Origin of the sequence: Amycolatopsis azurea DSM 43854, assembly GCF_001995215.1 — a bacterium.
Taxonomy (GTDB): Bacteria; Actinomycetota; Actinomycetes; order Mycobacteriales; family Pseudonocardiaceae; genus Amycolatopsis; species Amycolatopsis azurea.
Map to the genome: position 1 here is coordinate 114539 of NZ_MUXN01000022.1, position 25360 is coordinate 139898.

The 25360-nt window shown below is 69.4% G+C and carries 27 protein-coding genes; 9 read left to right on the plus strand and 18 right to left on the minus strand.

The window, feature by feature from the left end; genetic code table 11:
- Window positions 1–21: 21 nt before the first annotated feature.
- From rplS to B0293_RS27835, 14 genes are all read right to left on the minus strand, one after another.
- The gene (rplS, locus tag B0293_RS27770) at window positions 22–390 is read right to left on the minus strand and encodes a 50S ribosomal protein L19 (protein ID WP_005154717.1); all 369 of its coding nucleotides are present in this window, start codon (window positions 388–390) and stop codon (window positions 22–24) included.
- 160 nt (window positions 391–550) lie between these two features.
- Window positions 551–1315 carry a tRNA (guanosine(37)-N1)-methyltransferase TrmD gene (gene trmD, locus B0293_RS27775; RefSeq protein ID WP_005154719.1) on the minus strand — a complete coding sequence of 255 codons (765 nt, stop codon included), beginning with the start codon at window positions 1313–1315 and terminating at the stop codon, window positions 551–553.
- Entirely contained in the window at window positions 1315–1827 is a 513-nt protein-coding gene (rimM, locus tag B0293_RS27780; RefSeq protein ID WP_005154722.1) for a ribosome maturation factor RimM, read from the minus strand. The genes trmD and rimM overlap by 1 nt, the downstream gene beginning before the upstream one ends.
- Before the next feature lie 24 nt (window positions 1828–1851).
- On the minus strand, window positions 1852–2091 hold the full coding sequence (locus tag B0293_RS27785) for an RNA-binding protein (RefSeq protein WP_003103110.1): 240 nt from the start codon (window positions 2089–2091) through the stop codon (window positions 1852–1854).
- Window positions 2088–2534 (minus strand): 30S ribosomal protein S16, encoded by a 447-nt coding sequence (gene rpsP, locus B0293_RS27790; protein WP_005154724.1) that lies wholly within the window; start codon window positions 2532–2534, stop codon window positions 2088–2090. The genes B0293_RS27785 and rpsP overlap by 4 nt, the downstream gene beginning before the upstream one ends.
- Before the next feature lie 157 nt (window positions 2535–2691).
- Window positions 2692–3498, minus strand: coding sequence for a CPBP family intramembrane glutamic endopeptidase (locus tag B0293_RS27795; protein ID WP_005154730.1), 807 nt, complete (start codon window positions 3496–3498; stop codon window positions 2692–2694).
- A gap of 57 nt (window positions 3499–3555) precedes the next feature.
- Entirely contained in the window at window positions 3556–4305 is a 750-nt protein-coding gene (locus tag B0293_RS27800) for a CPBP family intramembrane glutamic endopeptidase (RefSeq protein ID WP_005154732.1), read from the minus strand.
- Between the two features lie 45 nt (window positions 4306–4350).
- Window positions 4351–5424, minus strand: a complete 1074-nt coding sequence (locus tag B0293_RS27805) for an amidohydrolase family protein (protein ID WP_005154734.1) — start codon at window positions 5422–5424, stop codon at window positions 4351–4353.
- A 3-nt stretch (window positions 5425–5427) separates the two neighbouring features.
- Window positions 5428–6975, minus strand: coding sequence for a signal recognition particle protein (gene ffh, locus B0293_RS27810; protein WP_005154738.1), 1548 nt, complete (start codon window positions 6973–6975; stop codon window positions 5428–5430).
- A 359-nt stretch (window positions 6976–7334) separates the two neighbouring features.
- A complete protein-coding gene (gene ku / locus B0293_RS27815; RefSeq protein WP_005154741.1) occupies window positions 7335–8195 on the minus strand; it encodes a non-homologous end joining protein Ku in 861 nt (286 codons plus the stop codon).
- Window positions 8196–8245: 50 nt separating this feature from the next.
- Window positions 8246–8638, minus strand: coding sequence for a hypothetical protein (locus tag B0293_RS27820; protein ID WP_005154743.1), 393 nt, complete (start codon window positions 8636–8638; stop codon window positions 8246–8248).
- 124 nt (window positions 8639–8762) lie between these two features.
- Entirely contained in the window at window positions 8763–11072 is a 2310-nt protein-coding gene (locus B0293_RS27825; protein WP_005154744.1) for a [protein-PII] uridylyltransferase, read from the minus strand.
- Window positions 11073–11081: 9 nt separating this feature from the next.
- On the minus strand, window positions 11082–11420 hold the full coding sequence (locus tag B0293_RS27830; RefSeq protein ID WP_005154745.1) for a P-II family nitrogen regulator: 339 nt from the start codon (window positions 11418–11420) through the stop codon (window positions 11082–11084).
- On the minus strand, window positions 11417–12811 hold the full coding sequence (locus B0293_RS27835) for an ammonium transporter (RefSeq protein WP_005154747.1): 1395 nt from the start codon (window positions 12809–12811) through the stop codon (window positions 11417–11419). Before B0293_RS27835 ends, B0293_RS27830 begins: the two co-directional genes overlap by 4 nt.
- A 175-nt stretch (window positions 12812–12986) precedes the next feature.
- On the opposite strand from B0293_RS27835, the gene B0293_RS27840 reads away from it, so the two are divergent.
- The 4 genes from B0293_RS27840 (at window position 12987) to B0293_RS27855 (ending at window position 16396) form a co-directional block, all read left to right on the plus strand.
- Window positions 12987–13847 carry a putative RNA methyltransferase gene (locus B0293_RS27840; protein WP_005154757.1) on the plus strand — a complete coding sequence of 287 codons (861 nt, stop codon included), beginning with the start codon at window positions 12987–12989 and terminating at the stop codon, window positions 13845–13847.
- Window positions 13847–14464: a (2Fe-2S)-binding protein gene (locus B0293_RS27845; RefSeq protein WP_005154759.1), complete on the plus strand. Its 618-nt coding sequence runs from the start codon at window positions 13847–13849 to the stop codon at window positions 14462–14464. The genes B0293_RS27840 and B0293_RS27845 overlap by 1 nt, the downstream gene beginning before the upstream one ends.
- Before the next feature lie 169 nt (window positions 14465–14633).
- Window positions 14634–15923, plus strand: a complete 1290-nt coding sequence (locus tag B0293_RS27850; protein ID WP_039916784.1) for an O-acetylhomoserine aminocarboxypropyltransferase/cysteine synthase family protein — start codon at window positions 14634–14636, stop codon at window positions 15921–15923.
- Window positions 15920–16396, plus strand: a complete 477-nt coding sequence (locus B0293_RS27855) for a CoA-binding protein (RefSeq protein WP_005154763.1) — start codon at window positions 15920–15922, stop codon at window positions 16394–16396. Before B0293_RS27850 ends, B0293_RS27855 begins: the two co-directional genes overlap by 4 nt.
- Before the next feature lie 3 nt (window positions 16397–16399).
- Here the strand turns inward: B0293_RS27855 and B0293_RS27860 are convergent, their stop codons facing one another.
- Window positions 16400–18514: an RICIN domain-containing protein gene (locus tag B0293_RS27860; RefSeq protein WP_005154765.1), complete on the minus strand. Its 2115-nt coding sequence runs from the start codon at window positions 18512–18514 to the stop codon at window positions 16400–16402.
- A 107-nt stretch (window positions 18515–18621) separates the two neighbouring features.
- Between B0293_RS27860 and B0293_RS43770 the strand changes: the two genes are divergently transcribed.
- On the plus strand, window positions 18622–18798 hold the full coding sequence (locus B0293_RS43770) for a hypothetical protein (RefSeq protein ID WP_005154771.1): 177 nt from the start codon (window positions 18622–18624) through the stop codon (window positions 18796–18798).
- Here the strand turns inward: B0293_RS43770 and alc are convergent.
- Both alc and allB read right to left on the minus strand, forming a co-directional pair.
- The gene (gene alc, locus B0293_RS27865) at window positions 18789–19805 is read right to left on the minus strand and encodes an allantoicase (protein ID WP_005154774.1); all 1017 of its coding nucleotides are present in this window, start codon (window positions 19803–19805) and stop codon (window positions 18789–18791) included. The genes B0293_RS43770 and alc overlap by 10 nt on opposite strands.
- Before the next feature lies 1 nt (window position 19806).
- Window positions 19807–21135, minus strand: coding sequence for an allantoinase AllB (allB, locus tag B0293_RS27870; RefSeq protein ID WP_005154777.1), 1329 nt, complete (start codon window positions 21133–21135; stop codon window positions 19807–19809).
- A gap of 103 nt (window positions 21136–21238) precedes the next feature.
- On the opposite strand from allB, the gene B0293_RS27875 reads away from it, so the two are divergent.
- Genes B0293_RS27875 through pucL form a run of 4 tightly spaced genes read left to right on the plus strand, consistent with a single transcriptional unit; the run spans window position 21239 to window position 23464 of the window.
- Complete coding sequence (locus B0293_RS27875) at window positions 21239–21715, plus strand: helix-turn-helix domain-containing protein (protein ID WP_005154779.1); 477 nt, start codon at window positions 21239–21241, stop codon at window positions 21713–21715.
- A 58-nt stretch (window positions 21716–21773) separates the two neighbouring features.
- Window positions 21774–22265 carry a 2-oxo-4-hydroxy-4-carboxy-5-ureidoimidazoline decarboxylase gene (uraD, locus tag B0293_RS27880; protein WP_005154781.1) on the plus strand — a complete coding sequence of 164 codons (492 nt, stop codon included), beginning with the start codon at window positions 21774–21776 and terminating at the stop codon, window positions 22263–22265.
- The gene (gene uraH / locus B0293_RS27885) at window positions 22262–22579 is read left to right on the plus strand and encodes a hydroxyisourate hydrolase (RefSeq protein ID WP_039916789.1); all 318 of its coding nucleotides are present in this window, start codon (window positions 22262–22264) and stop codon (window positions 22577–22579) included. Before uraD ends, uraH begins: the two co-directional genes overlap by 4 nt.
- Before the next feature lie 6 nt (window positions 22580–22585).
- Window positions 22586–23464 (plus strand): factor-independent urate hydroxylase, encoded by an 879-nt coding sequence (gene pucL / locus B0293_RS27890; RefSeq protein WP_005154785.1) that lies wholly within the window; start codon window positions 22586–22588, stop codon window positions 23462–23464.
- A gap of 271 nt (window positions 23465–23735) precedes the next feature.
- On the opposite strand, the gene B0293_RS27895 is transcribed toward pucL, so the two are convergent.
- Complete coding sequence (locus B0293_RS27895; RefSeq protein ID WP_005154786.1) at window positions 23736–25265, minus strand: alpha/beta hydrolase; 1530 nt, start codon at window positions 25263–25265, stop codon at window positions 23736–23738.
- Window positions 25266–25360: the final 95 nt, after the last annotated feature.

The window sequence follows — 25360 nt, forward strand, 5'->3', positions numbered from 1 at the left end:
TACCTGTAACCGTGTGGCTACCTACTTGGCGGAGGTCGTCTCGCGGTTTTCGCGGCGTTCCTTGATCTTGGCGGCCTTGCCGCGCAGCTCGCGGAGGTAGTACAGCTTCGCCCGGCGGACGTCGCCGCGCTTGAAGACCTCGACCTCGGCGATGTTCGGCGAGTGCACCGGGAAGGTGCGCTCGACGCCGATGCCGAACGACACCTTGCGGACCGTGAAGGTCTCGCGGATGCCGCCGCCCTGGCGACGCAGCACGACGCCCTGGAAGATCTGGTTACGCTCGCGGTTGCCCTCGATGACGCGGACGTGAACCTTGAGCGTGTCGCCCGGTCGGAAGTCCGGGATGTCGGAACGCAGTGACTGCGCGTCCAGCGCGTCCAGGGTGTTCATCGGTGGTCCGTCCTCGTCTTCGTATGGCTTACGTACAGCTTGGGCGCGCAGTGTCGGGCACTGCGACCTACCCGGGGGCTGATGGCGTTCCGGTGTACGGCGCCGGCTGCGAAGCCGCGCGTCCACTCACGCCAACCTGTCAAGTATTGCAGACCGGGACTCAGGTGCTTGACCCGGCCTGGCCGCTGCCCTCGTCCAACCGGTCGAGGACCTTGAGATCGTGCTTGTCGAGACTACCTTCCGGCAGCAGGCCGATCAGTTCGGGCCTGCGCCGTACGGTGCGTTCCAGTGCCTGGTCGCGGCGCCAGCGGTCGATGAGCGCGTGGTTTCCGGAGCGCAGGACGTCCGGTACGGCCAGGTCCCGCCAGACCTCCGGACGCGTGTAGCTGGGGCCTTCGAGCAGGCCGTCGGAGAACGAGTCCTCCTCGGCGGAGCGGGCGTTGCCGAGTACGCCGGGCAGTAGCCGGACGACGGCTTCGACCATGACCAGTACCGCGGCCTCGCCGCCGACGAGCACGTAGTCGCCGATGGAGACCTCGTCGACGGGCATCCGCTTCGCGGCGTCGTCGATCACGCGCTGGTCGATGCCCTCGTAGCGGCCGCAGGCGAACACCAGGTGTTCCTCGGCGGCGTACTGGTGGGCCATGGCCTGGGTGAACGGGCGACCGGCGGGGGTCGGGACCACGAGGCGGGTGTTCTCGCCGCAGACGTCGTCCAGGGCGGGGCCCCAGATCTGCGGTTTCATCACCATGCCGGGTCCGCCGCCGTACGGCGCGTCGTCGACCGCGCGGTGGACATCGTGCGTCCAGTTTCGCAGGTCGTGTACGCCGACCTCGATGAGGCCGCGGTCGATCGCGCGGCCGAGCAGCGCGGCGCGGAGGGGGTCGAGGTATTCGGGGAAGATCGTGACGACGTCGAGGCGCATCAGGCGTCCAGCAGGCCTTCCGGCGGGTCGAGGACCACACGGCCGCCCGCGACGTCGACGGCCGGGACGATCGCCTTCACGAACGGCACCAGCACCTCACGTCCGTCGTGCTCGATCGACAGCAGTTCGCCGGCGGGCGAGTGCACGATTTCGAGCACCTTGCCGACGACCGTGCCGTCGGCGAGTTCGGCCCGCAGGCCTTCGAGTTCGTGGTCGTAGAACTCGTCGGGGTCTTCGGTCGGCGGCAGCGTCGAGGTGTCGGCGATCAGCAGCGCGCCGCGGAGGGTTTCCGCGACGTCCCTGGTCAGCACCTCTTCGAAACGCACCAGCAGCCGCCCGCTGTGTTCGCGGGCGGCTGCGATGGTGAGGTTTCTGCTGCTGCCGTCACGCAGCTTCGTCGTGACGGCCGAACCGACCGCGAACCGCTGTTCCGGCGAGTCCGTGCGCACGTCCACCGCGAGTTCCCCGCGGATTCCGTGCGCCTTGGCGATCCGGCCGACTACGACGTCCATCCCGATGTGTTCCTGTGTCCCTGGTCAGCGATCGGTGTCGACGACGTCCACGCGGACGCCGCGGCCACCGATGCCGCCCATGACGGTGCGCAGGGCGGTCGCGGTACGACCGCCCCGGCCGATCACCTTGCCGAGATCGTCGGGGTGCACGTGCACCTCGAGCGTGCGGCCACGACGCGTGGTCAGCAGCTCGACCCGGACCTCGTCCGGGTTGTCGACGATCCCGCGCACCAGGTGCTCGAGGGAGTCAGCGAGGAAGCTCACGCCTCGGCCTTGTCACCCTCGGCGGCCTCGGCCTTGTCGGCTTCGGCCTTCTTCGGGGCGGACTTCTTCTTCGGCGTGGTGGCCTCGGCGGAGGCCGAGTCACCGGCGGCGGCGAGCGCGGCGTTGAACAGGTCCTGCTTCGACGGCTTCGGCTCGGCGACCTTCAGGGTGCCCTCGGCGCCCGGCAGGCCCTTGAACTTCTGCCAGTCACCGGTGATCTCGAGGATGCGCTGGACCGGCTCGGTCGGCTGGGCGCCGACGGACAGCCAGTGCTGGGCCCGCTCGGTGTCGACCTCGATGAAGCTCGGCTCTTCCTTCGGGTGGTACTTGCCGATCGTCTCGATGGCCTTGCCATCACGGCGGGTGCGCGCGTCGGCGACGATGATGCGGTAGTACGGCGCACGGATCTTGCCGAGACGCTGCAGCTTGATCTTGACGGCCACGGGTGTGGGTACTCCTCAGTTCTCTCTGATGCATGTGGAAGGCGCACGCCTGCCGCGTGGGGACACGGCTGCGCACACCCGAAGGGTGAGCTCGGGCGCGGTGAGAGGGTCCGGCCAAAGCAGGCAAGCGAACATTCTGCCAGATGCCGGTCGGCCGTCAGAACGCGGCTATGCCGAGCGAGGCGAGAAGGATCGTCACGGCCGGGAGGAAGTTGTTCACCTGATGGGCGACCACGCTGCCGAGCAGCCGCCCGGTGAACACCCTGGCCAGCCCGATCGGGATCGCGATCACCAGCAGCAACGTGGTGCGCAGCGGTTCGAGGTGGCTCGCCGCGAAAACGGCCGTGGAGACCAGGAACGCCGCGATCCTCCCCCAGCGTTCGGTGCGCCACGTCAGCCGCTCGACCGCTCCCCACAGCAGGCCGCGGTAGATGATCTCCTCGCAGATCGGCCCGACCAGCCACAGGTAGATGAACATCACCACGGCCGCCGAAACCGACATCCGCCGGTCCTCCACGAGCGCGCTGATCGCCGACGTCGCGTTCTCGTTGCCCACGACCTGCGTCCAGGCCCACGCGGCGAGCGAGGTGAACCCGAGCCCGAGCACCCCGAGCTTGAGACCGACCTTGACGTCGGCCCAGCTCCAGCCGATCCGCAGGTCGATGACCGGGCCGTTCCCCCGCAGGCGGGTGATCAGCAGCGCGACCCCGGCCGCGATCATCGTCGGCACCATCGTGCCCAGCAGCACCATGCGCATCGGCAGGGGCTGGCCTGGCTGGACGTCACCGAGCAGGACGCTGATGAACGCCGCCGACGCCAGCAGGACGGCCTCCACCAGGAGGAAGGCCCCGAATCCCCAGCGATGCGGCGGTGGCGTGTCGGGCGCGGCCACCTCACCTCCGGCAGCGAGTTCGTCCGGCGGCGCGGCCTCGGGGATCGGCTCCCTGGGCTGAGATACGGTCACGCCGATCCTCCGGTGATCGTTCGGTTACTCACAGACTCTAACCGCCGCGTGCGGCGATCACCTCGCCGCGAAGAGCAATACAGCCGGAGGGAGGTTGTTGGCGGCGTGCGCGATGACGGCCGCGCTCACCCGCCCGGAGAGATAACGGGCGAGACCGATGGCGATGCCCTGGCCGAACAGCGCGATCGTGCGCGCGGCCTCCCCGTGCAGCTGGGCGAACACCAGCGCGGTGACCAGCAGGATCACCCACGAGGGCAGGCGATGGAAGCCCATCGCGTTCCAGAGCGAGCCGCGGAAGAGCAGTTCCTCGGTGACCGGGGCGGCGAGGACGACGATGACCGCGGCCAGCACCAGCCAGACGGTGTCGCCTTCGGCGGTCCCGGACAGTTCGGTGATCGGGCCCGGCGAGACGTCCGAGAAGGTCCTGTCGTCGCCGTCGGTCCCATAGACGGCGAGCAGGAGCAGGTTGAGGAGGTAGCCGGCGGCGAGCGCGGCCGCTCCGCAGGCGAGCCCGATCCGGACGTCGCGCCAGGTGGGTCTGAGCCCGAAGTCCGTGCGGAGCCCCTGCCCCCAGACGCGGGAGCCGATCGCGGGGCCGAGGCCGAGCACGAGGGTCGGCAGGAACGCGAGGATCAGCAGCGGGCCGACATCTCGGAGTTCGAGCGGGTCGTAGCCGCCGAAGCGGCCTGACAGCAAGAAGCTCATGACGAGCGTGACGAGGTGATATCCGGCGATGCCCGCGAAGAACGCTACGAATCCCCAGTGCGCTCCGAGCACCAGACGCTCGCGAGCCTGCCCGTCGTCCACCACGCCTCCACGCTAAGTGCCGCTCCGGTCACGGGTGGAGTCGGGTCAGGCGTAGATCTTGCCACGCAGCACGATGTGACTCGGATGGCGCAGTACGGCGAGGTCCTCACGCGGATCTTCGGCGTAGACAAGGAGATCCGCCGAAGCGCCGTCGACGATCCCGGGTACGCCGAGCCACTCGCGTGCGGCCCACGAGGCCGACGCCAGTGCCTGTTCCGCGGACATGCCCGCCTTGTGCAGCGCCTCGATCTCGTCGACGAGCCTGCCGTGCTCGACCATGCCGCCCGCGTCGCTGCCCGCGTACACCTGGACACCGGCCTCGATCGCCGTCGAGACCATGTCGCCGACGCCCGCGTGCAACGCGCGCATGTGGCCGGCGTACACCGGGTATTTGCCCGCCTTGTCGGCGATGCCGGGGAAGTTCTCGATGTTGATCAGGGTCGGCACGAGCGCGATCCCGCGTTCGGCCAGGACACCGAGCTGGTCCGAGGAGAGTTCCGTGCCGTGTTCGAGGCAGTCGATCCCCGCGTCGATCAGGCCCGGCAAGGCGGCCTGGCCGAACACGTGCGCCGTCACCTTGGCGCCCTCGGCGTGCGCGGCGGCGATGGCCTCGGCGAGGACGTCGTCGGGCCACAGGGGCGCGAGATCGCCGACGCCGCGGTCGATCCAGTCGCCGACGAGCTTGACCCAGCCGTCGCCGTCACGGGCCTGCTCGGCGGCCGCCTTCGGCAGCTCGGAAGGATCTTCGAGCTCGATACCGAGACCGGGGATGTAGCGCTTGCGCAGGGCGAGGTGCTGTCCGGCGCGGATGATCCGAGGCAGATCCGCGCGAGCCTGCAACGGCCGGACGTCGATCGGCAGCCCGCAGTCGCGGATCAGCAGCGTCCCGGCGTCGCGATCGGTGATCGCCTGTTCGGTGGCCTCTGCGAGCGTGGTCGGGCCGCCGACCCCGATCCCGGGATGGCAGTGCGCGTCGACCAGGCCGGGAACGAGAAAGCCTTCCCGGACAACGGTTTCCGCTCCGGCGACCGGTTCCGTGGTGATGCGGCCGCCGGTGACCCACAGCTCGCGGTGCTCGCCGTCCGGCAGGACGACCCCCGCCAGGTGCAGCGCCTCCACGGGCTACTTGTCCTTCGGCAGCTTGAACTTCTTCGGGTCGAACCCGGGTACGTCGTTCATGCCGCCGAGCTGGGAGAGGTCGGGCATGCCGCCGGGCATCCCACCGCCGGGCATGCCGCCCGGGGGCAGCATCGGCATGCCGCCGGGGAAGCCGCCGCGGACCTTGGGCTGCGTCGGGCCGCGCCCCTTGCCCTTCTTCCCCTTCTTGCCCTTGCGGTTCTTGCTGCCGCCGCCTCCGCCGCCGAAGCCGAAGCGGCCCGCCATCTGCGCCATCATCTTGCGCGCCTCGAAGAACCGGTTGACCAGGTCGTTGACGTCGCGGACGGCGACACCGGACCCCTTCGAGATCCGGACCCGGCGCGAGGCGTTGATGATCTTCGGATCCGCCCGCTCGGCGGGGGTCATGCCGCGGATGATCGCCTGCAGCTTGTCGAGCTGCTTGTCGTCGACCTGGGAGAGCTGGTCCTTCATCTGACCGGCGCCGGGCAGCATGCCGAGCAGGTTGCCGATCGGGCCCATCTTGCGGACCGCGAGCATCTGCTCGAGGAAGTCTTCGAGGGTGAGCTGGCCGCTGCCGAGCTTGGCCGCGGTCTGCTCGGCCTTCTCCTGGTCGAAGTGCTGTTCTGCCTGCTCGATGAGGCTGAGCACGTCACCCATGCCGAGGATCCGGCTGGCCATCCGGTCCGGGTGGAAGAGGTCGAAGTCCTCGAGCTTCTCACCGTTCGACGCGAACAGGATCGGCTGGCCGGTGACCTGGCGGACCGACAGCGCGGCACCACCGCGGGCGTCACCGTCGAGCTTCGTGAGCACGACGCCGGTGAAGCCGACACCGTCGCGGAACGCCTCGGCCGTGGTGACCGCGTCCTGACCGATCATCGCGTCGACGACGAACAGCGTCTCGTCCGGCGAAACGGCGTCACGGATGTCCGCGGCCTGCTTCATCAGCTCTTCGTCGACACCGAGACGACCGGCGGTGTCGACCAGGACGATGTCGTGCTGGGCGCGCTTGGCCTCGTCGATGGCACGGCGGGCGACGTCGACCGGGTCACCGACACCGTTGCCGGGCTCGGGCGCGAAGACCGCGACCCCGGCCCGCTCGCCGACGACCTGCAGCTGGGTGACCGCGTTGGGACGCTGGAGGTCACAGGCGACCAGCATCGGCGCGTGGCCCTGCTTCTTCAGCCACATCGCGAGCTTGCCGGCGAGCGTCGTCTTACCGGCACCCTGGAGACCCGCGAGCATGATGACCGTCGGCGGGTTCTTCGCGAACGTGAGCCGCCTGGTCTCGCCGCCGAGGATGGTGACGAGTTCCTCGTTGACGATCTTGATGACCTGCTGCGCCGGGTTCAGCGCGCCGTGCACCTCGGCGCCCTTGGCGCGCTCCTTGATGCGGGCGATGAAGTCCTTGACCACGGAGAGCGCGACATCCGCCTCGAGCAGCGCGATACGGATCTCGCGCGCGGTGGCGTCGATGTCGGCGTCGGAGAGCCTGCCCTTGCGAGACAGGGTCTGCAGGGCGGACGTGAGCCGATCGGAGAGGGTGTCGAACACGGGTGTGCACGCTCCAGCTGGGTCGTTTGTGGCTTGCCGGTACGGACCGGCGGCTTCCCAGGGTAGTCGGTGTTCGACGCAGGCGTTGACACGGTTGCGGACTCGGGCCGCACGCAAAACAGGGCTCCGGGACCGGTCGCCCCTCGCGGACCGGTACCGGAGCCCCTACGGAAGGCTCGCCTCCCCGCGAGCCGACCGTGAGCACACTTGGCGAGTTTCGCGGGATTCGGTATCGCCGGACCCCCAGTACCAGGCGATTTCGCTCCCCGCGCTTCTCTCCGCGCGATGGCATAACCTTGCCTGGTCACCACAGGGTCACGGCAGCGTGAAGACCCCCAACTGTCCCTGGGTAGAACTACTCAACTGGTCTTGGCCGACGACGAGGCCCGCTTCGCCCGCGTCCGCGCCTGACGCGCCTTGTCCGCGGCCTCCCTGGCCTTCTCGACCGGGGCACGGTCGGCTTCGACGGCACTCTGCTGCAGGGCCGCCAGCAGCCGCGTCACCCCCTCCGCCTGTTCGGCGGCTGTCGGCTGGAGGACGTCGTCACCGTCCAGTTTGGCCTGGATGAGCGCTTCGAGCGCTTCACGGTAGCGATCGGTGTACCGGGCGGGGTCGAAGTCCTGCGTGAGGTCCTCGATCAGCGCGACCGCGTGCCGCAGCTCTCCGCGCCGCAGGTCGACGTCCTCGTGCAGGAACGGGAAGTCGGGCCGCCGGATCTCGTCGGGCCACAGCATCGTCTCCAGCAGGATCACCTGGTCCCGCACGCGCAGCGCGCCCAGGGTCTCGCGCTGCCGCAGCGTCACCTTCACGATCGCGATCCGCCCGGACTGCTGCAGCGCCTCGCTCAACAGCACGTACGGCTTGGTCCCGGTCGGCTCCGGTTCGAGGTAGTAACTGCGCGCGAAGTACATCGAGTCGACCTGCTCGGCGGGGGTGAAACCGACGACGTCCATCGACTGGGTGGTCGGCCCGAGCAGCGACGCGAAGTCACCGCCGGTCAGCAGGACGACGTCGCCGTTGGGCACGGGGTGGCCTTTGGCGATCTCGGTCGTGGGCACCTCGGCTCCGTCGACCTCGCAGACCCACTTCACCCGCACCCTGCCGCCGTCCGGCTCGTGCACCTGGTGGAGGGGGATGTTGTGCTCTTCGGTCGCGCTGTACGCCTTCACCGGGATGGCGTAGGTCCCGAAACCGATCGTGCCTTTCCACACCGCGCGCATGGCCCACCTCCGCCTGATCAGCGTATCCACGCGCCGAAGCGGCGGGACAGCTACAAACGGGTGTCAGGGGCCACTGATTCGCTCACACATTCGAATGACGGGCGTGATTCGGCGAGCGCTTCCGCCGAACAGTCGACAGCGGTGGCGGCCGCTCGGAGCACCTCCGCGACGACCTCGACGTCGACGACCGGGGCGGTCGACAGCGCGCCTTCGCTTCCGACCTCGACCCGGCCCGCCATGCCTTCGAGCGCGATGGCCAGCGCCTGCTGGCCCGCGACGAGGTGCCGGACCACCTTGAGCAGTTCGGGGACGGTCGCGGCGGTGCCGGACGCGGTCAGGGAGACGGCCAGGTCGTCCGCGCAGGCCCGGAAGTGGGAGGCGACGACGGTCGGCGGCAGCGAGGTCCGGTGTGGTCCGGGCGGGTTCTGCTCGTGACCGAGCACGCGCTCACCGCCCTCCGGCGCCTTCGGGTTTCGACCGCGCACATCCTGCCACCGTCACCCTCCGCACTTCGCGCGACACCCCGGGGCGGGAGCAAGGGACCTTTGCTCCCACCCCCGGGGGCCGTCAGGAAGCGGCCGCCAGCAGCGCGGCTTCGATCTTCGACCGCCACGCCTGGTCGACCCGGCCGGTACGCGGCGCGACGGCGAACGAGTCGACGACGGCGCCACCGAGGGTGGCCACCTTCGCCCAGCGCACCTCGGCTTCGCATCGCCGCAGCGCGCCCGCGACCCGGTACAGCAAGCCGATCCGGTTCGCGGCCCGCAGCTCGACCACGACGGTGTCCTGTCCGCTGGTCTCGTCGTCGAACCAGATCACCTTCGCGTTCGCCGTGGGAGTCTCGCCGTAGTCCCGTTCCTTCGCGGCGAGCCGCTGGGTGAGCGGCAGCGTCCCGGCCACCGCCCGCGCGAACTGCTCGCGCAGCAACGTGACGTCGGGCAGCGAGCCGAACTTCGGCGATGCCGTGAACACGCCCGCCCGTCCCCCGTCGTGCCCGCGCAGCACCGCCGCGTGGACTTCCAGGGAGTTCAGCGCGAGCACCCCGGCGGCGGGCGCCAGGAGTTCGGCGCGGGCGGGGACCGCGAGCACCACGGTCACGACCTTGCCGGCGGCGGTGATCCGCACCTCCCCGCGGCCGGACTTGACGGCTTCGGCGACGAGCTCCCGTTGTTCGGCGCCCATCGGCTCCGGCGGAACGAAACCCTTGCCGTGCAACGCTTCCTCGCAACCGGACACGAGTTCGGCGAGCAGCCGGGCCTTCCAGTCGGTCCACACGCCCGGACCGGTGGCCAGCGAATCGGCCGTCGTCAGCGCGTGCAGCAGTTCCAGCAGGACCAGGTTCTCGTCGAGGGTCTTCGTCACCCGCTGGATCGTGGCCGGATCGCTGATGTCCCGCCGGGTCGCGGTGTGCGGCAGCAGCAGGTGATGCCGGACCATCGCCGACACCAGCGCCGCGTCGGCCGATGTCAGCCCGAGCCGGGCCGCGACCTGGGCGCTGATCTTCGCGCCGAGTTCGGAATGGTCCGTGTCGCGGCCCTTGCCGATGTCGTGCAGCAGCGCGCCGATCAGCAACAGGTCCGGCCGCGAGACGGTGGTCGTCAGTTTCGACGCCTCCACGGCGGCGCGCACGAGATGCCTGTCGACGGTCCACGAATGCACCGGCGACCTCGGCGGGAGATCCCGCACCGCACCCCATTCGGGGAACAGCCGCGCCCACAGGCCCGTGCGGTCGAGCGCCTCGACGGCGTCGACCAGGCCCTCTCCCGCGCCGAGCAGTTCCACCAGCGCCTTGAGGGCGTCGGCGGGCCACGACGCGCGCAGTTCCGGCGCGGTGTCGGCGAGTGCCCGCAGGGTCCCGTGCGCGATGGGCTTGCGGATCCGCGCCGACGCCGCCGCGACCCGCAGCAGCAACGCCGGGTCCTTGGCGGGCAGCGCGTCCCGCGCCAGCGCGACCTCGTTCCCGTGCAGGACGACACCTTCGTCGAGCGGCGTCCGCGCCGGCCGCCGCCCGAACCGCGCCTTGGGCGGCTCCACAGTGGACCGGAGCGCCACGTCGACGGCGTACGCGATCGTCCTGCCGACGCCGGAAAGCTTGCGCGCCAAGGTGAACCTGTCCCCGAACCCGAGTTCACCGGCGACCGTCTCGGCCTCCGGCGCGCTGAGGATGTCCCGTTCCCGGCGCAGTTCCCGGCGCAACTCCGTCCGGACGTCGAGCAGCAGGCTCTTGGCCGCCAGCAGTTCCTCGCCGGGTCTCGCCGTCAGCTGTGCCGCCGCCAAAGCCTCCAGGACCGCGAAGTCGCGAAGCCCGCCTCTGCCGTGCTTGAGGTCCGGCTCGGCGGACTGCGCGATCTCGCCGCTGCGGGCCCAGCGCTGCCGCACCGCGTCCGACAGTTCGCCCACCCGTTTCCGGGCGGTTCGCCGCCACTGGTCCCGCGCCGCGGCCGCCAGCCTGGCGGTGATCTCGGCGTCCCCGGCGATGTGGCGGACGTCGAGCAGCCCCATCGCGGTCCGCAGGTCCTCGGACGCCACCTTCAGCGCCTCACCCGGGGTGCGGACCGAGTGGTCGAGGCCGATCTTGGCGTCCCACAACGGATACCAGATCGCGTCGGCGATCTCGCCGACACGGGAGTTTCCGTTGTGCAGCAACAGCAGGTCGAGGTCGGAGAAAGGCACCAGTTCGCGGCGCCCCAGGCCGCCGACGGCGGCCAGCGCGACACCGGGTTCAGCGGTGTCGACACCGGCCGCCGCGGCGCCCTTGCCCAACCAGAATTCGTAGAGGTCGACCAGGGCCGCCCGCAGCGCGGCCGCCCCTAGCCTCCCGTGCCTGCCCTCGAGCAGTCGCTCGGTGGCCTTGACCAGTTCACCCCCGTCGGCCATCCGTGACGCCTATAGAGCGTCCGAGCCGCGCTCGCCGGTGCGTACCCGGATGACCGTCTCGACCGGCGTCACCCAGATCTTCCCGTCGCCGATCTTGCCGGTGTGGGCGGCGGTGGTGATCGCGTCGAGGACCTTCTCGACGTTGGCGTCGTCGGTGACGACCTCGACCCGCAGCTTCGCCACGAAGTCGACGGAGTACTCGGCGCCCCGGTAGACCTCGGTGTGGCCCTTCTGCCTGCCGTAGCCCTGCACCTCGCTGACCGTCATGCCGAGCACGCCCAGCTGTTCCAGCGCGGAGCGGACGTCGTCGAGCGTGAACGGCTTGACGATCGCGGTGATCAGCTTCATGCCTTGCTCTCCTCGAGTTTCGTGGCCGCGCTTCCGGTGGGCGCCTTGACCGGGATGCTGGTCGGCTGGCCGAGGCCGCCGCCCGAACCGGTGAAGTCGTACGCGCTCTCCGCGTGCTGGGCCTCATCGATACCACTGACCTCGTCCTCCGCGCTGACGCGGAACCCGCCGAGCTTCTTGATCACCCAGCCGATGACGAAGGTGAGCACGAACGAGTAGCCGAGGACCACGGCGGCCGCGAGCGCCTGCTTGCCCAGCTGGCCGAGGCCGCCGCCGTAGAACAGGCCGTCGACGCCGAGCGAGTTGACGCTGGTGGTGCCGAAGAAGCCGATGAGCAGCGTACCGACGAGACCGCCCACGAGGTGGACGCCGACGACGTCGAGGGAGTCGTCGAAACCGAAGCGGAACTTGAGGCTGATCGCCAGGGCGCACAGGGCACCGGCGACGAGACCGATGGCGATGGCACCGAGCGGGTTGACGAACCCGGCGGCCGGGGTGATCGCGACGAGACCCGCGACGGCACCGGAGGCGGCGCCGAGGGTGGTCGGCTTGCCGATCTTGATCTGCTCGACGAGCAGCCAGCCGAGGATCGCGGCCGCGGTGGCGACGGTGGTGTTGGTGAACGCGACGGCGGCGAGGTCGTTGGCGGCCAGCGACGAACCGGCGTTGAAGCCGTACCAGCCGAACCACAGCAACGCGGCGCCGAGCAGCACGAACGGGACGTTGTGCGGACGTCCGGTGCCCTTCGGCCAGCCCTTGCGCTTGCCGAGCACGATCGCGAGCGCCAGGCCCGCCGCGCCGGCGTTGATGTGGACCGCGGTGCCACCGGCGAAGTCGAGCGCCTTGAGCTGGTTGGCGATCCAGCCGCCGACCGAATCGGCGCCGATGAAGCCGTTGAACGAGAACACCCAGTGCGCGACCGGGAAGTACACGATGGTCACCCACACCGCGACGAACAGCGTCCAGCCCCAGAACTTGGCGCGGTCGGCGATGGCGCCGGAGATCAGCGCGGGCGTGATGATCGCGAACATCAGCTGGAACATCACGAAGGCGAACAGCGGCAGCGCGTCGGCGCCGGGCCAGGCGACCTCGGGCGTGCTGCTCGTCGCGGCGGTCGCGAACCCGGCGAGCTTGCCGGAGATGTTCGAGAGTCCGGCGAAGTCGAAGTTACCGAGCAGCCCTCCGCCCACGTCGTTGCCGAAAGCCATCGTGAAGCCGTACAGCGTCCAGAGGACACCGACGACGGCCAGCGCGATGAAGTTCATCATCAACATGTTCAGAACGCTCTTCGCGCGGACCATGCCGCCGTAGAAGAACGCCAATCCCGGTGTCATGAGCATGACCAGCGCGGCGCTGATCAACACCCATGCGGTGTCTCCTGCGTTCAGCACAATCTTCCTCCCGTGCCTGGGGTGTACTGCGCAGAAATCTTTGGACCGGGGTGTTTCCTCGGGCCGCGATTCAGGTTTCACCCGCGTGAACTGTCGGTACGGCGTTGTTACGTGCAGGTTTCCGGAGACCGGGTGCGTTCTGTCCGGTTGCGAAACGTCGTGGTCGAATATCCCCATGAACGCGCGTGAGCACGGCAATGACCCACTGCCACCGGAGGTCGTCCGGTCGCTGCTGTGCTCGGTCTGCGGCGACCCGGTCGGGTCAGCCGATCGCACGGTGCGTTGCGGACGGGGTCACTCGTTCGACGTAGCGAAGCAGGGTTACGTCAATCTTCTGCACGCGCGCATCCCGGCCGGCACGGCGGACACCGCGCCGATGGTCGCGGCCCGTGTCGACCTTCTGTCATCGGGTGCTTATCTCCCTCTCGCCGATACCCTCGCGAAGGTGGCTTCGGAGCACGTCGGGAACGGGCTGATCATCGACGCCGGCGCGGGCACGGGGTACTACCTCGCGCACGTGCTCGACGCCGTCCCCGCCGCGTACGGACTGGCGCTGGACGTGTCCGCCGTCGCCCTGCGCCGGGCCGCTCGCGCGCACGCGCGCGCGGGCGCGGCCGTGTGGAATCTGTGGGAACCCTGGCCGGTGGCGGACTCGAGCGCCTCGCTGATCCTCAACGTCTTCGCGCCCCGCAACGCCCCTCAGTTCCACCGCGTCCTGGCCGCGGAAGGGCTGCTGGTCGTCGCGACGCCGAATCCCGGGCACCTGCGGGAACTGGGCGACCTGGTGATCTCCGTCGACGGCGGCAAGGACGCGCGGCTGGAGGAGACCCTCGGCGAGCGGTTCGGCCGAGTGGACCGGCACGAGGTCACCCAGCGAGTGACGTTGTCGCCCGCCCAGGTCCGCCAGGTCGTCGAGATGGGCCCGAGCGCGCACCACCTCCACCGTGACGGACGCCGGGAACGCCTCGACGCGATCACCGGTCCGGTCGACGTCACCACGTCGTTCAACGTCACGCTGTACCGGCCGGTGCCCTGATGGAGGCGCCCGCGACCCTGCTCGCCGACGCCGCCTGGGTCAGCGCCCGCATCGGCGGCGCGGCGAAGCTCTACGGCTGCTCGCGGCCCGAAGTGCTCGGCACGATCTGGTGGTACTCGCTGTCCTCGGTCCTCGTCGCACCGTCGGTGGAATCCCTCGTGCGCGACGACGCGCCGTTGGACCCGTCGCTCGACGCCGTCACGATCGATCTCGTTCCGGACGGCCGCTTCACCGGTGCCCGGTCGTCCCGGGTCCTGGACGGCGGCCTGGCCGGACTCGGCGAGGCGTTCGCCGCGACACTGGGCACCGCGATCGGGACGATCTCGGGCGTCACGGGAGCGAATCCGCGAGCTTTGGGCGCGATCGCGACGGATTCGATCGGCAACCGTCTCCTGTGGACCGGCGACACCGACCGGGCGATCGCGCTGGCGGCGCCGCTCGTGGCCGCGATCGGACTCGGGATGCCGGAGCCGCGGTTCTCGCGGATCGGGCGGAACACCGTGGTGCGCCGTGCTTCCTGCTGCCTGATCTACGAAGCGGGCAATCCGAAATGCACCAGCTGTCCCCGGCAGACACCGGAGGAACGGGACCGCCGGCTTCGCTCGGCCCTCGGGTAGCGCGGGTGTCGTGAGTGTTTTGGGTCGTTCTAACGACACTTACCACTCACGACCACCTCGACCGAAGATCCGGCGCATAGGGGCGGAAACCGTGATCACCTTGGACCGCGAGTAGCCACGAGCTGGGAACGATGGCCACGGAGTGGGACGCGAGGTAGCGTCGGGCGCGATGAGTGAACGCACCTGGGGTTTCCGCACCCGCGCCCTGCACGCGGGCGGGACACCCGACCCGGCGACCGGCGCCCGCGCCGTGCCCATCTACCAGACCACGAGCTTCGTCTTCGAGGACGCGGCCGACGCGGCGAACCTGTTCGCGTTGCAGAAGTACGGCAACATCTACAGCCGCATCGGCAACCCGACGGTCGCGGCCTTCGAGGAGCGCTTGGCCAGCCTCGAAGGCGCGATCGGCGGGGTCGCCACGAGCAGCGGCCAGGCGGCCGAGTTCCTCACCTTCTCGGCCCTCGCCGAGGCGGGCGACCACATCGTGTCCGCCGGCGGGCTCTACGGCGGGACGGTCACCCAGCTCACCGGGACGCTGCGCCGCTTCGGCATCGAGACCACCTTCGTCAGCGGAGACGGCATCGAGGACTACGCGGCCGCGATCACCGACCGGACGAAGCTGCTCTTCACCGAGATCATCGGCAACCCGGGCGGCGGGATCGCCGACATCGCCGGGCTGGCCGAGCTGGCGCACTCCCACGACATCCCGCTGGTCGTCGACGCCACGCTGGCGACGCCGTACCTGTGCCGTCCGATCGAGCACGGCGCGGACATCGTGCTGCACTCCGCCACGAAGTTCCTCGGCGGGCATGGCACCACACTGGGCGGGGTGGTCGTCGAATCCGGGAAGTTCGACTGGGGCAACGGGAAGTTCCCGCGGATGACCGAGACCGTCGAGAGCTACGGCGGCCTGAAATACTGGGAGAACTTCGGCGAGTACGCCTTCTGCACCCGGCTCCGGGCCGAGCAGCTGCGCGACATCGGCGCCGTCCTCTCCCCGCATTCGGCCTTCCTCCTGCTGCAAGGGGTCGAGACCCTGCCGCAGCGCATGGACGCCCACGTCGCCAACGCGCGAGCCGTCGCGGAGTACCTCGCGAACGACAGCAGGGTGGCCTGGGTGAATTACGCGGGCCTGCCGGATCACCAGCACCATGACCGCGCGAAGAAGTACCTGCCCGCCGGGCCGGGCGCCGTGTTCTCCTTCGGTGTCGACGGCGGCCGCGGGGCCGGGGAAACCTTCGTGAACTCCGTCGAGCTGCTGTCGCATCTGGCGAACGTCGGGGACGCGCGGACGCTCGTCATCCACCCGGCGTCCACCACCCACCAGCAGCTTTCCGAGGACCAGCTGCGCGCGGCCGGCGTCGGCGCGGACCTGATCCGGCTGTCAGTCGGTCTGGAGGACGTCGACGACATCCTGTGGGACCTCGATCAGGCACTCGGCAAGGCGGTGGCCGGATGAGCCACGACGTCGGCGCGGTCGAACGCCGCCGCATCCTCTCGCGCACGAGGTCGGTGACCATCGTCGGCGCTTCGAACAACCCGGCACGGCCGAGCTACTTCGTCGCGACGTACCTGCTCTCGTCCAGCAAGTACCAGGTCAACTTCGTGAACCCGCGGCTGGACGAACTCCTCGGGCAGCCGGTGTACCCGTCCTTGGCCGACGTCCCCGGGGAGGTCGACCTGGTCAGCGTGTTCCGCAAGCACGACGACCTCCCCGGCGTCGCCGAGGAGGTCGTCAAGGCCGGGGCGCGCACGCTCTGGCTCCAGCTGGGCCTGTGGCACGAATCCGTCGCCGATCAGGCGAAAGAGGCCGGACTGGACGTGGTGATGAACCGCTGCGTCAAGATCGAGCACGCCCGGTTCGCCGGTGGGCTCCACCTCGCCGGTTTCAACACCGGCGTGATCAGCTCCCGCCGCCAGTCCGCCCCCTGACCGCTATCGCACCGAGGTGCTCACCGTGAACGGCAGCCACTGGACGGTGACCCCGTTCGCCGGGGACACGGGCATCCGCCAGTTCTGGCAGCCACGGCCGGGAATCCGGTCCCAGATGAACAGCGGAGCACCCTGGGTACCGGTGCAGCCCTGGTCCAGCAGCTTGCCCGCGTTCTGGACGGCGTACCGGTACACCCCCGTGCCGACGGTCTGCGGTTCGATCGTCCACTTCTGACACGCGCCGGCGACACGATCGTAGGTGGTCACCGGGTTCCCGCTGGCCGTACTGCAGCCGGTGTTGTCCAGCACCTGCCCGGAATGCTTGGCCCGGAACTGGTAGTAGCCGTCACCGGTGCCCCACGGGAAGAACTTCTGGCAGTCCGCGCCGTTCGACGGCCACTGCTGCACCTTGGTCCCGTTGTTCCAGCCGCACGCGGCGACGTCGGCGTAGAGACCGCTCGACACCGCTTGCAGCGAGACCCAGGCGTCGTCGCCGAACTCCCCGCCCGGGTCGAACGTGGTGGCCCGGAACCGGTAACTGTGGTTTTCCTGCAGCAATCCCGGTGGCACCGTCCAGGTGGCCGTCGAACCTGAAGGGACGTCCCACTGCCAGTAGTCCCCGATCATCGTTTCGCCTTCGTAGACGTAGAAGACCGCGGTGACGTTGCCACCGTCGGGATCCGTCGGCGTGAAGCGCAGCGTCGGAGTGAGGGACTTCGTGTGGATGACGCCGCCGACGTCGACGCGGTCGGAGATGTCGTGCCCGGCGGCGGGATTCGGCCGCTGGTTCCGGTACGTCACCTCGATGTACGGCGACTTCCCGCCTTCACTGGACGAGAACTTCTTCCAGCCGAAGGAATCCGACTCGTTCTCCGCTTTCAGCACCATCGAACCGGTGGTGACCCCCGCGCCCGCCCAGGCGCCGATCAGGTTCCCGATCGGGGTCCGGACCCAGTCGGCCGGGCAGGCCGCGCTGTTGCCCTGGGTCGCGTTCGTCGTCGCCCAGCGGGTGTAGGGCGGCGGCTGGTTCGCCCAGCGGGTGCCGGTGCCGACGAGGGCGGTGTCCCAGATCTCCCAGTTGCGCGGCGAGCACGAGTAGGAATGATTGCCCCACAAGGACAACGTGGCCGATTCGATCTCCGTGCCACGGAACCTCGCCACGTCGAAGTGGAGATACGACCGGGCCTTCGTGGCGCCGCCGTCATAGGTGCCGATGCGGAGTTCCGTGGCACCCGACTGATCGGTGTTGGCGATGTTCGACTGCGTGAAGGTGTCGAAGTTCGTCCACAACGAGACCCCGGGATCGACGATGACGGGGTAGGCCCGCGCCGGGTCGTCGAAATACCCGGCGTCGGGTGTGACGTTCAGGCCGAGGGTCCCCCGTTCCTTGGCCGACATGACCTTCCCGACCTTCACCTTCGCGGCCGGGTCGCCGCTGCGCCGGTCGATCCGCGAGTCCCACATCTCGGCGGCGGGCACGCCGCCGACCACCGCCCCCGACGCCGTGACGAGCTGGGTGTTCCCGTCCGCGTCGGTGCGCGGCGTGAGCCCGGTGGCCCGCAGTGGCAGCGCGAAGGTCAGCGCGCGATCAGGACGGCGCTTGACGACGAAGAACTGCTCGAACCCGGTCCGGGTGGCCTTGACCTGCAGGTCTACGCCGGGCTGGACCTCCGGGTACGTGGCGACCTCGCCGTTCAGCACCGGTTCGGGCAACGCGTCCGGATACTGCAGGGCGACCTTCCCGTCGGGGCCCGCCACGGTGGCGAGATCACCCTTGCCGCCCGCGCCCGCCAGCACGAGATCTCGCGGATGCGCCTTCGGCCGGACGAGACCGTCGGCGCCCTTGACCAGCGTCAGGTCGACCGGGACCCAGTCGCCGCCGCGGCGGACGTGGACCGGGCCGCCGTGCACCTGGGTGGTGAAGGAGCCGTCGGGATTGGCGAAAGTGGCCGAGTTCTCCGTCCGTTCAGAGAGGATCTCGACCGGCTTGTTCTGCGCACGTGCTGCCGTTTGGGGCGACGTCGCTTGCGCGGGAACGGTGAACACGGCGCTCCCGGCCAGGCACGCGGCGACGAGCGTGAGGCCCCGCCGCGGGATTCTTCGGGCTTCGACTGACACTTGGTTCTCCCCAGCAGAAGTGACAAGTTGACACATCGCTTACGCATGTCACATCTGCGGGGTTGCCCGCCGCTTGGAAAAATCCGGACACGTGAGAGGGTGGCGGTATGGCCAAACCGACGCCGCTGCAGCTCAGGAACATCGTCATGGCCCTGCTCATGGCAGGTGCCCTGGTGTGGAACCTGTCCATCGACGGCGCCGTGTGGCTCACCGCGATCTTCTCGGTCGGGATCGTCCTCTCGCTGTTCTCCGCGTACCTGAACCGGCCCGGCGCTCAGCCCTGAGCACCCTCGAAGCGCGCGGCGACATCGGCACGGCCGCGTTCGGAGAGCGCTCCGAAGAGGCGTAGGCGCGCCATCCCGCCATCGGGATAGATGTCGAGCCGGACTTCGGTCACCTCGGGCCCCGAGGCGAGCGCGAACCGGTGCCGCGTGTCCGGCTGCAGCCGCGTCTTCGGCAGCAGCTCGACCCACTCGCCGTCACCGTCCCGGCCACTCAAGGCCGCCCAGCCCGGCGCGTTGCCCTTGAGGTTGCTGTTGTCGAACTCGGCGAACCGGACGACGCCCGCGCCGGCGAGGCGCACGGTGACCCAGTCGTTCCCGTCGTCCCGGCGCCGCGCCGTCTCCCAGCCCTCGGCCTGATGCGCGGCGAGACCGGGCGAGAACAGGTTGTTGGGCGAGGAATAGAACATGTTGCTGCACCCGGTGACCACCGCGCCGTTCTCCAGCGCGGCGAGGTCGAGCGCGCCGAGGTCGAGCAGGCGCGGATCCGGGATCGGGGTGCCGTGCACCCGCAGCCGGGCCACTCCGCCGTCCGGATGCATGGTCAGCCGGACGTGCGTGTAGCGCTTGCTCCCGCCGATATCGAAGTAGTTCTCCTGGTGTCCCCCGGCCGCGCCGCGCTTGACCAGCACATCCCAGTCCACTGTGGATAGTTCGGCCGCGCTGGGGTACCCCTCGACGGCGCACGCCTCGACCGAGACGAACGGCGGGTAGTTCCCCTTGAAGAACGCGGTGTCCACGATGACACCGGTGATCACGCCGGCCAGGCCGAGCCGGACGACGGCCTGGTCGTCGCCGGGCTCACGGTGCCGCCGGGTCTCCCAGCCGTCGTAGACCTGCCCCTTGGGCCCGAACGTCTCGGTCTGATGCGCGGGCGCCCACGGATTGACCAGGTTCTCCTTCTCGGCGAACAACTCGTCCGTCGCCCACATCACGGTCCCGCCGAATTTCCGCGAGGCCAGGTCGGGCAGTGCTGTCCACTCAGGACGGTCGTTCACGGTCTCCTCCATCTCAGCAGTCACCCCGGGTCAGCAGAACGCCTGCCGGGTCGTCACCGGTGATCTCCTCGCCCCGCAACCACGTGCTCCGGACAACGCCCGCGAGCGGACGTCCGTGGTAGGCGCTGACCGGGTTGCGGTGCTTCAATTTCGCGACGTCGACGACGAAAGCCTCGTCGGGCGCGAACACGCTGAAGTCGGCGTCGTAGCCCGGCGCGAGGTGCCCCTTGCGCCGCATCCCCGCCTGCGCGGCCGGATGTTCGGCCATCCAGCGGACGACGTCGGTGAGCGCGAACCCGCGCTGCCGCGCCTGGGTCCAGACCGCGGGCAGGCCGAGCTGCAGTCCCGCGATCCCGCCCCAGGCGAGGCCGAAATCGCCGCTGTCGAAGCGTTTCAGCTCCGGCGTGCACGGCGAATGGTCGGTCACCACGCAGTCGATGACGCCGTCCGCGAGGCCTTGCCACAGCAGTTCGCGGTTCCCGGCCTCACGGATCGGCGGGCAGCACTTGAACTGCGTCGCCCCGTCCCCGATCTCCTCCGCGGTGAAACTCAGGTAGTGCGGACAGGTCTCGGCGGTCAGCCGGACACCGTCGCGCCGCGCGCTTTCGACCATCGGCAACGCGTCCGAGGACGACAGGTGCAGGATGTGCGCGCGGACGCCGGTCTTCCTGGCGAGCTCGATGACCTGCGCGATCGCCACGTTCTCCGCACCGCGCGGACGCGAGTGCAGGAAGTCCTCGTACTTCTCGCCGTGCGGGTCGGGCGCGTGCTCGATCGCGTCGGAGTCCTCCGCGTGCACGATGATCATGCCGTCGAAGGTCCGCAGTTCGGTCATCGCCTCTTCGAGCCCGCGCGCGTCCAGCGGCGGGAACTCGTCGACGCCGGAATGCAGCAGGAACGACTTGAAGCCGAACACCCCGGCCTCGTGCAGGCCGCGAAGATCCGCGAGGTTGCCGGGGATCGCGCCGCCCCAGAACCCGACGTCGACGTGCACCCGGCCCTCGGCGGTCTTGCGCTTCACCTCCAGCGCCGCGACGTCGACCGTCGGCGGCAGGCTGTTCAGCGGCATGTCCACGATCGTGGTGACCCCGCCCGCCGCGGCCGCGCGGGTCGCCGAAGCGAAACCCTCCCATTCGGTGCGGCCGGGGTCGTTGACGTGCACATGCGTGTCCACGAGACCCGGCAGTACCACGACGTCTTCGCCGAGTTCGAGCACCCGATCGCCGTCGAGCGCGGCTCCGGCGGGTTCCACCGCGACGATGCGGCCTTCGTCGACACCGATCGTCGCGGGTACCTCTCCGGCGGCCGTCACGGCTCGCGCGGCCTTGATCACCAGGTCCATCTAAGCCTCCAATTTCCACTCAGTGGAATCGGGGTTTCGCACTCCGACATTAACTCCGGCCACCCTGCTCGTCAACGAGCCCGGGCGGCGCTACCTTCGCTTGGTGCAGTTAGAAGCCGAGTTCACCAGCGAACCGTTCCACGGCGAGGGTCCGCCACCCGAGCATGCCGTCAAAGCCCGCGACACCGCGGAAGACGCGGGCCTGTCCGCCGACTTCGGCCCGCTCGGCACCCTCGTCCGCGGCGACGCCGACACCCTGCTCGACGCGCTCCCCGCCATCGCCAGAGCGGCGCTGGACGGCGGCGCGACCCGCGTGACCCTCCAGCTCCGGCAGGTAGGCGACGACTCGGCCGAACCCGCGGTCGAACTGCACAGTGCTCTCGCCCGGCTCATCGGCGATGTCGAACGCGAACTGGGCGGCAAGCTCGACACCCTCGACCGCGCCGCCAAGCAGCGCGCGGTGCGGCTGCTCAAGGAACGCGGCGCGTTCGGCCTCCGCAAATCGGTGTCGACCGTCGCCGAGGCGCTGGGGGTCACGAGGTTCACGGTCTACAACTACCTCAATCGAGACCAGGACTGAAGAGCTCTTTCAACAAAATGTTGACGGCAACGGAAGCGCCACCGTACCGTCAGTTCCCGTGCCGCTCACCATTCGAGAGTTCGACGAGGCTCCCGCTCAGGACGTCCGGCCGGCGCTGACCGCCTGCCTCGACGTCCCACGCTGGGTGGAATCCCTGCTGGCCAGGCGCCCCTACGGCGACGTCGCCGCGCTGCTCGCCGCGTCCGAGGCGCTCACCCCGTTGCGCCCCGAAGAGGTCCGGCGCGCCATGGCCGCCCATCCCCGGATCGGGGAGAAAGCGGGCGGCGAAAGCACCGAAGCGGGCTGGTCACGCTCGGAACAGTCCGGTGTGGACGGTGACGCGGCGCGCGAGTTCGCCGCGGCCAACGCCGAGTACGAAGCCACGTTCGGGCATGTGTTCCTGGTCTGCGCGAGCGGCCGAAGCGGTGCCGAACTGCTGGAGAACCTGCGTTCGAGGCTTTCGAACGGTCCGGAGAAGGAACTCGAAGTGGCCGGTCAAGAGCTGGCCAAGATCGCCGCGCTGCGGCTGGAAAAGGCGGTGACGGCATGAGTCTCGTGACCACGCACATCCTCGACACCGCCGCGGGACGGCCGGCGTCCGGCGTCGGAGTCCGGCTCGAAACCGGCGCGGGCGAACCCGTCGCCGCGGGGCGGACCGACGCGGACGGCCGGATCCGCGACCTCGGCCCCGACACCCTGGAACCCGGGGTGTACCGGCTGGTCTTCGACACCGGCGCCCACCTCGGCCCGGACTCCTTCTTCCCCGAAGTCACCTTGACCTTCCGCATCGCCGACGGGACCGAGCACCACCACGTGCCGTTGCTGCTGAGCCCGTTCGCCTATTCCACCTATCGAGGGAGCTGATCGCCCGTGGCCATCACCCTGGGCCCCAACCAGTACGGCAAGGCCGAAGTACGGCTCGTCACCGTGCAGCGCGAAGGCACCGTCCACCACCTCAAGGACCTCACCGTCTCGACGTCGCTGCGCGGCGACCTCGCGGCCACGCACCTCACCGGCGACAACGCCGACGTCGTCGCGACCGACACCCAGAAGAACACCGTCTACGCCTTCGCCAAGGAGGCCCCGGTCGGTGAGATCGAGGACTTCGCGCTGCGCCTCGGACGGCATTTCGTCGACTCGCATCAGCACATCTCCGGCGCCCGGATCCTGATCGACGAACACGGCTGGAACCGCATCTCCGGTCACGATCACGCGTTCTCCCAGGCGGGCAGCGAAAAGCGGACGACCGCAGTGACCGTTCAGGACGGTCAGGCCTGGGTCGTGTCCGGTTTGGACGGTCTCGTCGTGCTCAAGTCGACCGGTTCGGAGTTCCACGGCTTCCCCCGTGACGGCTACACGACGCTGGCCGAGACGAACGACCGGATCCTCGCGACCGCCGTGACGGCGCGCTGGCGCTACCAGGGCGACGGGATCGACTGGGCCACGAGCCACGCGGAGGTCCGGCGGATCCTGCTGGAGACCTTCGCGGACAAGCACAGCCTCTCCCTGCAGCAGACGCTGTACGCCATGGGAGAGGCTGTGCTCAAGGAACGCGAAGAAGTCGCTGAAGTCCGGCTCTCACTGCCGAACAAGCACCACTTCCTGGTGGATCTCTCGCCGTTCGGGCTGAAGAACGACAACGAGGTGTTCTACGCCGCCGACCGCCCGTACGGCCTGATCGAGGGTGTGGTCCTCCGCGATGACGCCGAAGAGGCCGGCCTGGCCTGGCACACCCTCGCCGCTTTCTAGAAGTTCGTGAGTGGCAAGTGGGTTATCGAGGGGTAAAGGCAGAGATGACGTGTTGTGAAAGCCACTTTCGCAACGTTGAAGGTTGCGAAAGTGGCTTTCACAACATGTCCGCTGACCGGCACATCCTGTGAGACGTCGGTACAGGGGGTCGTGAGTGTTCCAGGTCGTTCTAACGACACTTGCCACTCACGACCCCCCGTACCGAACACGCCACCTTTGCCTTACCCCTCAAGAGAACCCGAATCGCCACTCACGACACACTCGCCGCCTTCTAAGGCGTCGGCAGCGGCATTCCGGTGACGCTCTGGTCGGCGGGGACGACCCCGTCGACCAGGTAAGCGTCCACGACCTTGTCCACGGCCGGGTTGCCGCCCGCGTAAAGCCCGTGGTCACCCTCACCGGTCACGGTCAGCATCCGCGAGTTCGCGAACCCGGCGTGTGCCCGTCGGGCGCCCTCGATCGCGGTGGCCGGGTCGTGCTCGGACTGCACGATCAGCACCGGCGGCACGCCCTTGCCGTCCAGCTTCGGCAACGGACGCGGCTGCTTGTCCCAGAACAGGCAGACCGACCCGCTCAACGTGCCACCGCCCGCCAGGAGCAGACCGCGGTCGAGGTTCCGCTGCGAGTCGCGGATCCGCGACTCACGGGTGCCGACGAAGCGCCCTTCGCCGCAGACGGTGTTCCAGAACGTGGCGTCCGCCGCGTCGGGGAAGTCACCCGCGGCCTCGACGGCGGCCTTGGCGTCGGCCTTCGCCTTCGGAGCGGGGTTCTCCATCGCGTCCCGGACCTTGACCATCAGGTCGGCCAGCGCCGGGAAGCTCGTCTTCTTGTACAGCAGGTAGATCATGACGTTCTCGAGCTGGATCGGCCCCTTCCCGTCCATCGGGTTGCGGGACAAGGCGTAGCGGACCCGTTCGTAGGTCTGCCGGACCTCTTCGCCGCTGGTGCCGAAGTGGTACTTGGCGTCATAGCGCGCCATCCACGGCAGGAAGTCCTGCCGCCAGCGCCGTTCGAAGCTGACCGGCTGCCGGTCGAACGTCTTCTGCCAGTCGGTGGTGAAGTCCGTCGACGAGTCCAGCACGAACCGTCCCGTCCGCTGGGGGAACTGCTGCGCGTAGTGCGCCCCCAGCCAGGTGCCGCCCGAGTAGCCGACCCAGTTGATCTTGTCCCGGCCGAGCAGGACGCGGAGCAGGTCGTAGTCCTTGATCGTCTGGTACGTGGTGATCAGCGGCCCGAGTTCGCCGTTGGCGTTCTGACAGGACTTGGCCGCGTGCTCGGCGTTGGCCAGGATCTGGTCCAGGTTGCGCGGGTCGCGGTCCCGCGGGTCCAGCTGGCGGATGGCGTCGGCGGCGCCCCGGCAGGTGACGTTGGTGCTCTTGCCGGTCCCGCGGACGTCGATGCCGATGACGTCCTGGTGTTCGCGCAGCTTCTCCTGCCCGCGGAAGGTCACCGGGAACCAGCGGCCCTCCCCGCCCGGACCGCCCGGGTTGGTGAGCACCGACGCCGTCGACGGCCCGGTGGACTTCAGCCTGCTGACCGCGATGGTCAGGTCCTGCCGCTCCCCCGCACGGTCCCAGTCGCGGGGTGTGCGATAGGACGCGCATTCGAGTCCGCCGATGTCGGTGCCCGGCGGCAACGAGACCAGTTCCTCCGCCGCGCAGGGATGCCAGTCCAGGGTCTGGCCGGTGTAGTAGCCGGGGATTCCCGTCGTGTTCAGCGTGCTCGCCGAAGCCGGCACGGCTCCGGCGAGCAGTCCGCCCACGACCACCGGGATCACCCCGGCGGTCAGTAGCCGCTTCATCTGCTGCCCCCTTCTTCCTTGATTCCCAACGGCTCCCGACGCTAGGGCGGGGCACACCCGGCGAACATCGACCGCAGGTAGCGCCGGAAGGTGAA